Source organism: Paenibacillus sp. J22P143 (assembly GCF_059692035.1).
In genome coordinates this window covers 80,258-94,756 of record NZ_JCAUAQ010000023.1, presented here as the reverse complement: position 1 = coordinate 94,756, position 14,499 = coordinate 80,258, and the positions used below count along the sequence as shown (strand labels likewise).

Here is a 14,499-nt window from a genome sequence, read left to right as displayed (position 1 = left end):
CCACGAAAATTTTTTGCAACTTGGCTGCGGTATTCAAACCGACACCATTTTCAATCACCAGATTGATCGTTTTTCCCGCAAGCTGCAACTCTCCGTCGCCATATGCACTACTGTGCAGCTTTGGATAAAAGCTGTATTTGCCTCCAACCGTGCCCCGGACTACAACCGTGTAGTCCTTCGTAACCAACGCATTGTTCTTCGTAAAGGTCGCGGTCAGTGTAAGGGCTCGATCCTGCTCGCCTCTTGTAACTGTAGCGCTGCCGCCGTCGATAGCGATGGCATTGTTGTTCGACGTCCATGCGATGCTGACACCATCTGGATAGGACAGCGGAAGATTGAAATTGTTAAACACCCGCTCGGGCACCGTGACTTTTTCCTTAGCGATCGCAATGTAATCGCTGTCTTCGAGCGGTGCTTGAAACACGCGTAGCTCAAATAGCGAGTATCCCCAAGGCCATATATTTCCATTTGTTTCCTTGCGAGGCCGTACGCCCTGAAACTTTACATAACGCGCTGAGACTGGCGTTTGAAGCTCATAGGTATCGGTTCCTCCCGCCGCCAATTGGGCGCTGTTCTCGCGCACTTTCGACGCGATTTCCGTCCACTGATTTGCGTCGTCGGACACCATCAGCTTGTACTCCGTGGGGTACATCTCTAGAACCGCATCGATCTTGTTGAAACGGTACCGCTGTCCCAGATCGACATAAATCCATGATGCATAAACCGCGGGAGTATTGCCCGATTGGGATGCCCAGCGTGTGCCTGTATTCCCGTCAACTAATCTTTCTTTTACGAAGCCGCCATCATGTCCACTCTCGAACACTGGTTTCCCCAACGCCAGATTGTTATTGGTCGTCTCGATTCCCGCCGCCGACACGATAATTCCCAGGAACATATTCACTGTTAACAAAAGAATGCAAAATATGGCGAAATTAATTTTACCCCTTGCCCTGATTTCCATGTAAAGCCCCCCCCTTAGATGTCATTCACGATCATATATTCAAATGCTAAGGAAACAGCAGGTTGAATATCACCTACTATTTCCGATGTTGAATGGATCAATAAATGGTTTGTATTGACTGCATAGTCCGCCCTCATTCTCAACCTCAATTGGCCAATCGTTTGAGGACTTTCTAACCTTTTAATGCGCCAGCAGTCATCCCACCTGTAATTTGTTTTTGGAAAATACTATAAAATATAATCGTCGGACCCATAGAAATGATTAGGGCAGCGAAGAGAGGTCCCCATTCTGTTCTGTACTGCATTTCACCCTGCATAACTGCAATGGCTACCGGTAACGTATATTTACTTGGATCATTAATAAGCACTAGGGCAAAAACATACTCATTCCAAATATTCAGCACGGTAATAATTGCAACCGACATCATTCCTGGCTTAGCCAGTGGAAGCATGATCCGGAAAAAGATGCCGTAATGGGAAGCGCCGTCTAAGGCAGCTGATTCTTCTAATTCGCCGGGCAATGATTTGAAAAAACTAACTAATACAAATACAGCAAAAGGTACTGCCGTTACCGTATAAACTAAAGTGAGGCCTAACAGACTGTTTGTTAGATGAAGATCATTCAACAGAAAGAATAAGGGAATAATGCCAAGAAAGGCAGGAATCATCATATAGGATAAATAGGAATAATAGAGCAAAGCGTTTCCTCTGAATGTAAACCGGGCAATCACATAAGCTGTCGTAGCTGATAGGAGAACGCCAATTATCGTGCTTACAAGCGTAACAACGAGTGAGTTCACAAAATTGTGCCCAAAATTATATTTTTCCCAAACAAACGAAAAATTGGACCAAAGCAGCGGAAGCTTGGGCAGATCCCATGGTTTGCCTAAGAAAAACTGCTTATTATCTTTCAGTGAGCTAAAGATCGTCCATATCAGGGGATAAAGGACACATAAGGACCAAGCGATGAGACTGAGTTTGAAAAACAACCGAAATACTGGATTGACTACTCGTTGATTCATTAGATAAAACTCCTCTACGTTAATTCGATGGTATCCTTTTTCATTAGCCTCTGAAGACCTGCTGTGGTAATTAAGGAGAGCACCAAAATGAGGACGCCAATCGCAGACGCATAACTGAACTTACCGAACTTGAATGCGTTCAAATACAAATAGGAACCCATAACCTGTGTAGCATTGTCTACTCCGCCATCAAAGGTCATAATCGTGACGATGATGAAGGAACCATTGAGTGTCGTCATGACAATCCAGAGAACCGATGTCTTGATTTGTTCCCACGACAGTGGAAGTGTAATCATCCAAAATTGATGCCACTGTGACGCTCCATCAATCTCCGCCGATTCATATAACGACGACGGAATGCTTAGAATACCTGCAATCAGTAAAAGGATCGTAAAGCCTACACCTGCCCATATGGATGGCGGTATCAGCGCGAATATCGACCATTTGTCGCCTAACCAAGCGAAATTATACGGTTTATCTGTAAATAAGGAAATAAAGGAATTCAAGAACCCAAGGTTAGGGTTATACACGTAGCGCCATAGGACACCGACTACAACAACCGAGAGCACATTAGGTATAAAGAAAATGATTCGATAAAAACCGGAACCTTTGAGGTTGAAACGAGTTAGTGCAACTGCGAAGAACATAGACATGATCATGAAACCTATCACTTTACCGACGAGTAAAATGTAGTCGTTTCGGATTGACTTCAAGACGACACTATCCTGTATCATTTCCTTGAAGTTACCAAGTCCTATAAAGTTATAGGTTTCGGAACCGCCCGACCAATCGAATAAACTCAGATAAATCCCTTTGAACAACGGGTAAACCGTAAACACGAGATAAAGAAGTAAAGTTGGAAGGATAAAGGAAAGAATGAACATATTACGCTTCATTTTTGCAGTGCCGGTTCTACGACTTATTTTCTGATCTTTCATGCTAGTTATGTCGATCTTACTCACATTCATACTTTCCTCCAATCTAAATTTCTGAATGATAATAAGAGAGTCTGACTATTTCCCTTATTATCATTCAAAACTGTATCATTGCTTATTTCTTTTCTTTGGAGCGAATCTTATCTGTTGCTTCTTCCATGCGATCTGCCCATTGCTGCGGTGTAATCTCACCTTTCGTAAGCGCAAGCGTCGCGTTATTTCTCGCTGTTACCAGCTCCTCAGGGATAACGATTTCAGGCGCAACGACGGTGTTCGGTGAGTTATAGAATCTAGCTGCTTCTTTCGTTAGAGCAGGTGCATTCGTTCCTTCCAGATCCGCTTTGATGTTCGAAGGCGCTTTGGAAAGCTCAGCCCAAGCCTTGCTCTGTTTTTCTGTGAAAATATATTGCATGAACGCTTTAGCCGCTTCTGGGTTCTTTGCTTTCTTAGCGATCCCTACAGTAGACGTGTACGGATTAGCAACGAACTTTCCGCCTTTGTCTTGGCCGATGGAAGGTAAGAATCCAAATTCAAATCCTGCTGGAGTATCTTTGGCCATCTCGCTTTCAACCCAAATGCCAGTTGGAATAAATGCTGCTTTGTGCTGCAACCATTGGGATTGGGATTCCGTGTGATTCAACGCCGGTGCCCCTTTATCGATGAGACCTTTGTCTCTCATTTCCACAATTTTAGCAAGTGATTTCATAACCGGCTCGCTCTTCCAAACGCCTTTTTCAAGGGCATTGATTTTCTTAGAGATGGAAGTGTCATAGTTGTTCATGGCAACAATCGTTGGGTCTAACAAGCCCCCGTTGATGTAGTAGGGATAAACCCCCGTATGAATGTAATCGCTCATTTTACCATCAGCTTTAATCTTATCTCCTAAAGCCATGAAGCTTTCAAAGTCGACAGGTGCTTCCCACCCTTTGCTTTTGAATAATGCTTTATCATAGAACGTCCCCCAGGAACCGAAGACTAACGGAACTGCAAAGGCTTTCCCTGGTTTATACTCCTCCGGTTGTGCGATCAGAAGATCGAGGATCTTCTTCCCATCTACGTTCTTAGCATCCTTCAACCAGTCTGTAATATCCATCAGCTGATCATCCGTTACCATTTGCCTAGTATTGGAGCCGGCTCCGTCAATATAAACAAAGTCAGGCGGGTTACCTTGAATCCAGCGAGGTTTCATTTGATCATTAATTTTGGGACCCGCAGATTCTTTGATCTTTAGGTCAGGATTCAGCTTCTGGAACTCACCAATAGCTTGTTTCCACCATGCATCGCCATACCCACCGATAAAGTATTGAATTTCAAAATCCCCGGTAAGCTTTGTTCCCGCAGGACTTGTACTAACTGCCGGTTTGACACTCTCCACAGGTTTTGTGCTTTCAGCAGATTTACTCGCAGTATTACTGCCACAACCCGTCAGTGAAAGGATAACGGTCGACAACACCATACCCATTGCCACTGTTTTTTTTGAATTTCTCATGTTAATGACCTCCTAGTTTGTTTGCGTTGCTACTCTTTTATCATAGTTTTTTCGACAAATTACTACCATTGAAATTAGTACTGTAAATAGTTGAAAAACTACTGTCTTTTTGTTTGGGCAACAATACAAAGGCCAGGATCTATTCCTGATTTTTGAATTTCCCCCGTCCTCTTAGTGGATCTTTGCTTCCTTGACATAGAATAAATATAGATTAGCAGTAATACGCAAACATCACACTGAAATACGATGGATTCATATATATGTGCTCTGAGATCGCAGACAAGGTTAAATTTCGATTAAAATTTTCTCTAATGACTGTGTCGCTTGTTCAACTGTGCGACTTTCAGTCGTTCTTCAGGCGATTGTATCACTTGGTGGTTCAACACATTGCGTAAGAACTCATTTCGGATCATATATTGATGCTCTTGAATTCCCCCAATCCGCAAAAGATTCTCATCCTCGACGATCATGATTTTCAAAACTGATCCTCCTCGACACCTCAAGATAAATAACCTTACCCGGTGGTTGAATAACGTAATTAGGTTGCATAGATAGACTATTGTATCCGTAATCCGAGTAAAAATTAATCCCGAACAATAACTCGATCATACCTTCGCTCTAAGACACCCGGAACCTCATATAGTAAATAAAAGAGACCGTTAACTTCTCCGCGAAACGAAAAAGGAAAAGACAAATACTCATCTTTTGACAGGATTGGAAGTACAGAAATATCTCTGGACATTCCGCATGCAGTCTTCAAATTAAAAGCTAATTGTATACTGTTTTCTATAAAAAGAACCCGTTCATGTTGGTTATCATATAAGCAAAATTTCAAATGATTAGCTCTCCTTTTTCCACTTTTCCACTTTATTTCTTTTTGGTCGTTCCGCTATAATCACTTCTAGAACTATTCGCACAGATTCGCCGAAGAGAATTTTTCCTGATCCTGCCTAAAAATTATAGCATTCATCTTTACAAGGCATCATTATCAGTTTTTTGACTTCTATATTGATTTTTTGTCCGTTTCGGTATCCATGTCCTTTAATGGTTCCAACTGCCATGAAAGAAAATATCGGTGTCGAGATGGACTATGTACAGCATTTCGGGCATGCGAGAAATACGATCAAAATAGCAAACAAGCTGATACTGGTCCAATCACCAATGTCAGCTTTAGTTGAATAATCGATTATGTTTCGTCGGGCCTAGAATGTCATATTTCCCTTTGCCTATGCTCGTAATATTTCATAACTTTCGTCAGACGATTTTTGAAAACGTCTTTCCTTCCTCTCCATATGTGAGCGCATTTTTAGCCTTTCACAAGAGGCCCCACAGCAAATCCACTACTACCACTAGAACCATTGATATACTTCAAATGGCTGGTATCATAAGATAAATTGATCTCATATGCGTACAAGTCGCTTACTTGCTTTCCACTCACCGTCACTTGGAAGTGATCGCCTGCTGAAATGCTGTCATCCGAGATGGAGAGCAAAAAGGCCGGGCCTGAGGTTGCATGTATACCGAGTGGTGGAAGTACAATCATTGTTAAAAGAAATATCAGACTAAATACGTGTATTTTTTATCATCGAAGAAATTCTCCCTTTCGTATAACATAGTATGGGTTGGTTTATTGCAAGATCGTTTTGGCTGCCCTGACAACATCAATAATGTAAACTTTGCCGGCTTTCTCCACAGTGCCAACTAGACTTAGATTTCCGCATCTATATAATGAATTTTATACGTCGTCTAGGTCTGTTCCAACATTTTATCCATAAACCATTTTGGTCATCTCGATAAAAACGAATCCCGATTAGTTCAAGTGGCGTCCATAACTGCTCGAAATAGTATACAGGCATGTGATAATATCCTCCTAATTTCTCATCGTTTCGAAATAGCCATTTGTGATGTATAGCAGAGCATGCGATTGCGAAATACCGACGGAGATCGAAAGTTTCAAATATTCCCGAGATTTCACCTGTAGATCATGACAAATCCCAATCGCTGATTCTAAATCGGAGGTTTGCACAAAAATGGCAAGACATTCATCATCGTCATAAAAACACGCAGATGAATTCGTAAATGGATGGCGGTAACAGCGTGAATACCGACCACTTATCGCCTAACCAAGCGAAACTATACGGTTTATCTGTAAATAAGGAAATGAAGGAATTCAAGAATCCAAGGTTTGGGTTATACACGTTGCGCCATAGGACACCGACTACAACAACCATAGTGATTTTCACGATTTAAGATCATTGAAATTAGTATTGTAAATAATTAAAAATCTACTGTCTTTTTGTGTCGTCTTTTGGGCGACAAAACAAAGGCCAGTTTGAGCTACGTGCAACACGTGGAAATGCAAGAGGGAGACATTTGGTCTCCCCCTTGCATTTGTTTACCGATTCATCTAATCCATAATCATACGAAGCTGTTTCAGTGTATGATCGCGTACGCCACGATTGCCATATCTTCAATGTCAACCTTGCCGTCATGATTTACATCCACTTTCTCATTCCAGCCTTCTTGACCTCGATTTTTACCATAAGCTACCGCAACTAAAGCCAAATCTCCAATTGAGACACCGTTTCCATTGATATCTGCGGTTATTAGCATGCTTTCAAACTGCTGAGCTGCTGCTTCCAATGCGGCTTTCGCATTATCCACCTGCTGCTGAGTCGCGTTCGAATTATTCGCTGTTGCACTAGCCGTATTGATAGCCGACTGCAATTGCGCTTTGGAGCCAAACGCATAGAGCCCGTCCCTATTCCCTTCTACTGCTGCATTGTACTTCACCTGAGCGCTTGCAATCGACGCATTCAAGAGGGCCTTGTCTACAGGTATACTAGGCATAGTTATTTGTACTTCTTGAGAGGAACCGTCAACCTGCAGCTCATTCCCCTCCCCATTAGCAATAGCAACATTGCCTACAGAAATTGTCGTATTGGTTGCCTGAGCTGCAGTTTTGGCTGTAAATTGGATTGCAAGCAAATCGCCTTGGGCAGGCACGTTTGCACCCACGCTGGCAGCCAAAATATGGATTTCCCCTGGTACTGTCTCCTTTTTATCAATGACTTGAAACCCTTCTTTTAGAGATGTAACCGAAATAAATTGCACACTTGCAGGGTCATACTGTAGTGTGAATTCTTGGGCATACACTTGCTGGTATACGCTTTGCGTAACGTCTGTCAGCCCCATCGTCATAATGAAGGTTTGACCAGACAATATCTGCTGTACACCTGATAATGTCGACTTAGGAGAGATGCTCTCCCCGACCGTGAAATTAACATTGTACGTGCGCTTCGTGCTGCCGTCTTCCGCTGTAACCACGATCGTGGTGGTGCCCGGCAGGCCAGCCGCAACGGTTACGATGGCAGTTGCATTCGAATCAGATTTCGTAACAGAAACTGTCGGTGCAATCTGTGTTCCGGCAGGTAGGACAACATTATAGTCGTAATTGCCGCTGTTGAACCCAGCAAGCGCTGTGCCGCCGATGTCGATGCCGGTCAAGATCGCATCGTTGCTCTTCTCGACCGTGAAATTGATACTGTACGTGCGCTTCGTGCTACCGTCTTCAGACGTGACCTCAATCGTAGTCGTGCCCGGCAGTTTATCTGCATTCACAATCACCTTCTGAGCATAAGCATCAAGGGTTGTTGCTGTAACAACAGGAGTCTGTTTGGTTCCGGCTGGCAATTTCACCTCGTAGTCCAGCTTATCTTTGTCGAACGACAACTGCCCCTGTGAAAGAGAAAGCGAGTTCAGACGCGCCTCTTTACTTTGGGAATATAACTGAAGTTCGTAGATTCTGGCCGATACTGACGAGGCTCCAGGTTGTACCGGATTTGTGATATAAAGCCTGACGTATTTGGCTATGAAAGGCTTTACCGTTCGATCCGTTACATTTATTGTATTCCCCGTTACCGTATCGACATCTGCCCAGTTGACTCCGTCCTCGCTTGCCTGGAGTTTAAAATCTCTTGTAATATAGTTCGAAGACTCGGAACCCGCATGTGTTACAACCCAGCGTCTAATCTGGTATGGATTCCCAAGAGATAACTGGACCCAATAAGCCCCATTGATCGCTTGTGTGGATCGACTAGACCATTTCGTTGTGAGAATCCCATCGACAATTTTGCCACCCATCTCGCCTGTGCTCGCGTATCCATTTTCTGTCGCTGTTTTGCCAATAGCAATATTGCCGGTGCCCACAATGCCCGTCGCTGTACTGCTTGTAATGGAAACTTGATTAGAAGGCAAGGATTCGTTGTTGCTCGAATCCGTTGCCGTTACTTTGTAATAGAACGTTCCTCCTGATCCCGGAGTAAAATCCGTAAATTGCGTTCCGGATGTTTGAACAAGCAGCGTAGAAGAATCCGGAACGAAGTTATCCGTATTACTCCGATACACACTGTAGGAAAGGATATCCTCATTATCCGTGGAAGCATTCCAACTTAAATCGACGGTTCTTCCAAGACCAGTCTTGAGGCTCGCACTCAAGCCCGTCACCTGGGTCGGGGGTTCAAAATCGTTGAATCCCCATTTGCTTGGGTTCGGTCCCATTTCAAATACAAGCGTGCCGCCATTGACGATATCGGCATGATGAATCAATGGGTGGTTCAGCGCTTGCCCATTTAAAGTGGCGGATTGTACATATTTATTCGTGTCTGAGGCGTTGTTCCCAATAATCGTAAAGCTCTTGCCGTTATCCTGTTGGTAAACAGTCTTGGGATTGGACGGTCCATGCAAGTAATAGCTATCCTGTCCGGCAATCGGGAAAAATCCACTGGTCAGGAAAATATAAAGGGAACTCATAGCCCCATTATCCTCGTCACCAGGATATTTTTTGTCAGGGTATTTGTGAAGCAATTCCCGTGCCCAGAACGAAGCTAAATCAGGTCTGTTTATATTTTCATTGGCAAATAACCAAATCGTCTGGAAGGAAGGCTCATTCGTAAAATCAATCAAATTGGTTGTTAATGCATACTGAAGCCGATCGATAAAGGCTTTCTTCCCTCCAATTTTGTCAACCATGCCTTTTACATCATGCGGGAGAACATAGGAATAAATCCAGCTTGAACCTTCATAGAAATTTTTATCGGTTGTGACTGACTTCAGGTTGTTATTTTGGAAGGTTCCGTCTTGATTTCTCCCTCTGATAAATCCCTTATAGCCATCGCTAGTAGCCGTGCTGTCCCAAACATTTAACCAATTTTTCGAACGGTCATTGTACTTAGTATAGTCTGCCGTTTTACCGAGCCCCTTAGCCACCTGAGCAACATTATAATCGTTATAAGCGAATGCAATCGTTCCGGATCCGGAAGCCATTCGATAGGAATAGTCATACGGCGCCGCAAACGGTTCATTGAAATAATGGTAACCATTTGTTCTGTAACTCGGAGTACGCATGTTATCGGCATTGAATTTCAAAATGTTGTTATAAACCTTCTCCCAATCTACTCCCGGAATTCCTTTGACGTAAGCGTCCGCAATAACATTGTCGATCTCATTGCCGCCCTGACCAACATTATACTCTTTTCCCATGATAAAAGCGTCCGTTACCTTGCCGTTATGAGCTTGTCTATCCAAAAAAGCATTGATGTTATCCCTTACGAAATCGGGACGGATAATAGACATTAGAGGAAACATTGTTTTCCACGAATCCCAGATCGTGTAGTAATCATCGAAAAACGGTTCGTTGGACACCCAATTTCCGTTGTCCCCCGTCCTATTCCGAGGATGAGTCAACGAATGATACAAAGCCGTATAAAATTGCACTTTTTGGGGATCACTGATTCCATCAACTTTAATTTTATTGAGTTGCTTATTCCAATCTTCCGCTGCTTTGCTTTTTAAATTTTCAAAATCCCAAGCCGGAATCTCTTGGGTGAGCCAAGATTCAGCTTGTTCCACGCTTTTGAACGATACCGCAATCTTCATAGAAATCGTTTCATTGGCTACGGTATCATACTTGAAGTAAGCACCTAGCTTATTAGCTCCTGCAGACCTGGTAGCTTGTCCATCGTAAGTACCGTTCTGATCCCATGTTCCATATATTTTGGCAGACTTGCTGAATTGTACGGCAAAATAAACATTGTAATCTACAGGATTCCAATTACCTCCGTACGTACCTCCGCCGGTTATTTTATTGTTAGCTGAATCTATTGTAATCGAACCCGATTTCAGCCCCTGTCCATTGAGCTTTCTTCCGATATCCATCAGAATACTCGAATCGCTTCCGGCGGGAAAAGTAAACCTATATAGCGCCGCATGCTGAGAGGGGGTTATTTCAGTTTTAACGCCGTATTTGGTCAAATTTACTTTATAGTAATCAGCTTGTACGACCTCATCTGATTTCCCGGAAGCATGGTTCGCTTCAATCGTATTCAACGTACCTGTCTGAGGGGATACCAGAAAGTTCCCATAAGTCATAGTCCCCCCAGATCCCTGCACATGCAATTGCGAAAAACCGGTGATATTCGCCGAATAATTATACCCTCCATTATAAGGGCTAAGTGTATCTGGACTCGGCCAGATCGATCCATTAGGCAATGTAGGGCCTGGTACAGTCGATCCTGTCCCGCCTTGCATATTTCCAGTTAACGGATCAACATATTTTACCAGGTCGTCGAGCGACTCCGGTTCGGCTGCCTGAGAGCGGTTTACCCCCATTGGTTGTACTAATGTGAGCACCATAATCAATAAGCAAAGGAAAGTTACTATTTTTTTAGAAGAAGTAAGATTTAAATTAATTGTTTTGTTTGACATCTTTGAATTCATCCCCTTTCAAAATGTAAATGATTATTGATTTAACCTTACGGATAAGGTTTATCCCTTAATTGAACCTGCCAAAAGTCCACGAATAAAAAAACGACTGAGTAAAATGTAGATTAGCAATGTCGGCAACGCAGCAAGCAAAGCTCCAGCCATTTGTACATTCCATTGCACGATTTGGCTGCCGGATAAGTTTTGTAATGCAACCATAATCGGCTGCTGCTTCTGCGTCGTAAGTGTCACGGCAAATAAAAATTCATTCCACACGCTGGTGAATTGCCAGATAGAGACGACAACAAATCCCGTAACGGATAAAGGCAGCATTACATGACGATATATACCGAAAAATCCGTTTCCATCAATTTTTGCCGCTTCCAGCACTTCCGTCGGCACACCTACGTAAAAGTTACGGAACATTAAAGTGCAAATTGGAAGACCATAAGCAACATGTACCAGAATGAGACCGGGAATGGAATTGTACAAATGAATCGATTGCAAAAATTGAATCAGTGGGATCAAAATACTTTGATACGGAATAAACATGCCGAAGAGCATCAAAGCAAACAATACTTGAGAACCCCTGAACTGCCATTTCGATAAAATATATCCGTTCATCGAACCGAGTAGCGCTGAAATCAGCGTTGCCGGAATGGCCAGTAAGAAGCTGTTCGCTAAATTTGGAATCAGTTTGTGAAATGCTTCAACGTAACCAGAAAAATTGAGATGTGTCGGCAAAGCCCACATTTTATCTAATGTAACTTCACTTAGATCTTTCACGCTGGTCACTAACAATACATAGACAGGGATCAGATATATGACGGCAAGAACAGCCAATATCATGTAAAGGAGTGTGCGACTAAGATGCCGTAATGTCATGTTATGCCCTCTCCTTTCGCATGCTTGTGACTAAATACGGAACAATGAACATAGAAACCATCAACAACATAATGATGGAAATACTTGCGCCCTGGGCATAATTATTGCCACGGAACGTCGTCTCAAACATATACACGCCGGGAACATCTGTGACAAACATGGCTCCTGGACCGGTCATTGCGTATATCAAATCAAATATTTTCAATGACAGATGAGCCAAAATAATGATTAGACTCATGGTGATTGGTCTTAGCTGCGGGATAATCACTTGGCTGATCAATTGCCATTCGTTAGCTCCATCGACTCTTGCAGCCTCTCGCAAATCTTCGGAAATACTGCGCAGCCCTGCTAAATACATCGCCATGGCGAACCCGGACATTTGCCATACAGCGGCAATAGCAACAGCAATAATTGCAACGGGCAAGCCGAACTCGATTTGCCCCCAATGGATGTGGGGGATTACATCCGTACTTACGTACCACTGAGGAACATTGTTAATCCCGAGTGATTTCAGAATCAGGTTAACGCCAGTGGTCGGATTCAGAATCCACTGCCACACAGCACCTGTAACTATGAAAGAGAGGGCCATCGGGAACATAAACACGTTGCGGAGAAACGTCTCGCCTCGCACTTTACGATCGACCATAAGCGCGAGAAACATGCCGATGATTATCGTAAAAGCAATGAAAACGATTGTAAACATTAACGTATTGCGTAGGTCAGACTGAAAGCGAAAATCCTGAAACAGCACCTTATAGTTGTCTAACCCAACAAAACTCATGTCTTTGACCATCGTTTTCCAAGCGGTAAACGATACCATGCTGGTCCATGTGATAAATCCGTAAACAAAAATACCGATTAAAATTAAAGAAGGAAGTAACACCAGTATGGGGACCAATTTCTCGGACTTCCAGATGCTGCGCTTTAGTGGCACTCTGAGCTCAGAAAATGCCTGAATTTCACCTGATGTATTGGAAGTATTCATGTTTCACACTCCTGTAAAATAAGGTCAGATGCTTAGTCCGTCATCTGACCTTTCTATTTTATTTCTTTATACCGTTAGCATCAGCCGCTTGTTTAAGTGATTTCAATGCTTGATCTACGTTGCCTTGTGTGACGAAGATATTAATAATTTGATTTGCTTGAGTCGCGAAACCTTCAGATGCAGCAGAGCCATGAGCCAAGCTTGCTGTCAGCTTGCTTTTCTTGAAGTCTTCGATTGTTGCTTTTCCGTAAGCGTCATACTTGGAAGGATCAGCATCGACGCGAGCTGGAATCGAACCCTTTAATGGGTTAAATACATCTTGGCCTTCAACAGAACCTAGAACTTTTAACCATTCTTTAGCACTAGCTTTATCCTTGGAATCTTTAGGGAGCGCAAAAGTATCCGTAATAACCATGAAATCCCCGCTTGTATTCGGCGTCGTCACCCAACCGAAATCTTCATTCGGTTTTAGCTTCAGATCCGTTGTAAAGTATCCTTTCGCCCAGTCGCCCATTACGTTCATAGCTGCTTCCCCTTTAGCAACCAGTTGAGCAGCATCCTGCCAGTTACGTGCAGCATGGTCTTTGTTCGTATAAGTCAGCATTTTCTTGAAAGTTTCTAAAGCATCTTTTACTTGTAGATCATCGAAAGAAAACTCGCCGGTCCACAGTTTGTTGTAATTATCAGATCCTAACTTGCCTAATAGTACATCTTCAAACAACATTGTCGCCGCCCAAGGCTCCTTATCACCAAGCGCAAGCGGCGTTACTCCTTTTGCCTTTAATGCGTCTGCTGCCGCAAAAAACTCATCAAATGTCGTAGGCGCTTTCAAACCGTTACTATCAAACACTTTCTTATTTAGGAAAATGACATTTCCGCGATGGATGTTAACCGGCACGGAATATATGTTACCGTTCTTACTGACCATATCGATCAAGTCTTTCGGGAATTTACTTCTCCAACCTTGTTGATCGTACAGATCGTTGAGCGGACTCACTTTATCTGCAACCACCCAACCTGTATTCAACTCAGCGCCACCATGTACTTGGAAAGAAGAAGGCGGATCTCCACCCTGCATACGACTAGCCAATACGGCTTTCGCGTTCGTGCCCGCTCCCCCGGCTACCGCAGCGTTGATTACCTCAATATCAGGATGCTTATCTTTAAAGAGTTTGATCATGCCTTGCAAGCCCGCTTCTTCGCCGGCACCAGTCCACCAACTGAAAATTTCTACTTTATTAGCACTTACATTCCCTTTAGGATTTGCCGACGCTTGTGCGTTTTGTGCTGTAGTTGAGCTTGGTGATTGAGAAGCGCTAGAGTTCGTCGTGGATGTGCTTCCGCAACCTGCCAACACCACACTTGTCAGAGTTAAAGCCGAGATAATTACACCAAATTTACGTTTCATATTTCTTCCCCTTTCGATTGTTCCATCATGTAATCGCTTTACATAATTTATTG

The 14,499-nt window shown here is 43.2% G+C and carries 10 protein-coding genes; all 10 read right to left on the bottom strand.

What is annotated here, in order from left to right:
• Positions 1 to 961, bottom strand: a 961-nt coding sequence (locus AC58PQ_RS23475) for a discoidin domain-containing protein (RefSeq protein ID WP_497245893.1), incomplete at its 3' end; no start/stop codon positions are given.
• A 172-nt stretch (positions 962 to 1,133) separates the two neighbouring features.
• Complete coding sequence (locus AC58PQ_RS23470; protein WP_497245891.1) at positions 1,134 to 1,982, bottom strand: carbohydrate ABC transporter permease; 849 nt, start codon at positions 1,980 to 1,982, stop codon at positions 1,134 to 1,136.
• Between the two features lie 14 nt (positions 1,983 to 1,996).
• Positions 1,997 to 2,920 carry a carbohydrate ABC transporter permease gene (locus AC58PQ_RS23465; protein WP_497245897.1) on the bottom strand — a complete coding sequence of 308 codons (924 nt, stop codon included), beginning with the start codon at positions 2,918 to 2,920 and terminating at the stop codon, positions 1,997 to 1,999.
• Between the two features lie 112 nt (positions 2,921 to 3,032).
• Positions 3,033 to 4,406, bottom strand: coding sequence for an ABC transporter substrate-binding protein (locus AC58PQ_RS23460; protein ID WP_497245889.1), 1,374 nt, complete (start codon positions 4,404 to 4,406; stop codon positions 3,033 to 3,035).
• 308 nt (positions 4,407 to 4,714) lie between these two features.
• Positions 4,715 to 4,885 carry a hypothetical protein gene (locus tag AC58PQ_RS23455; protein ID WP_497245887.1) on the bottom strand — a complete coding sequence of 57 codons (171 nt, stop codon included), beginning with the start codon at positions 4,883 to 4,885 and terminating at the stop codon, positions 4,715 to 4,717.
• A gap of 827 nt (positions 4,886 to 5,712) precedes the next feature.
• Positions 5,713 to 5,949 (bottom strand): cohesin domain-containing protein, encoded by a 237-nt coding sequence (locus AC58PQ_RS23450; RefSeq protein WP_497245885.1) that lies wholly within the window; start codon positions 5,947 to 5,949, stop codon positions 5,713 to 5,715.
• Positions 5,950 to 6,839: 890 nt separating this feature from the next.
• Complete coding sequence (locus tag AC58PQ_RS23445) at positions 6,840 to 11,171, bottom strand: GH92 family glycosyl hydrolase (protein ID WP_497245883.1); 4,332 nt, start codon at positions 11,169 to 11,171, stop codon at positions 6,840 to 6,842.
• A gap of 60 nt (positions 11,172 to 11,231) precedes the next feature.
• Positions 11,232 to 12,053 carry a carbohydrate ABC transporter permease gene (locus AC58PQ_RS23440; protein WP_497245881.1) on the bottom strand — a complete coding sequence of 274 codons (822 nt, stop codon included), beginning with the start codon at positions 12,051 to 12,053 and terminating at the stop codon, positions 11,232 to 11,234.
• Position 12,054: 1 nt separating this feature from the next.
• Positions 12,055 to 13,038 carry a carbohydrate ABC transporter permease gene (locus tag AC58PQ_RS23435; protein ID WP_497245879.1) on the bottom strand — a complete coding sequence of 328 codons (984 nt, stop codon included), beginning with the start codon at positions 13,036 to 13,038 and terminating at the stop codon, positions 12,055 to 12,057.
• Between the two features lie 58 nt (positions 13,039 to 13,096).
• A complete protein-coding gene (locus AC58PQ_RS23430) occupies positions 13,097 to 14,446 on the bottom strand; it encodes an ABC transporter substrate-binding protein (protein ID WP_497245877.1) in 1,350 nt (449 codons plus the stop codon).
• Between the last annotated feature and the right edge of the window lie 53 nt (positions 14,447 to 14,499).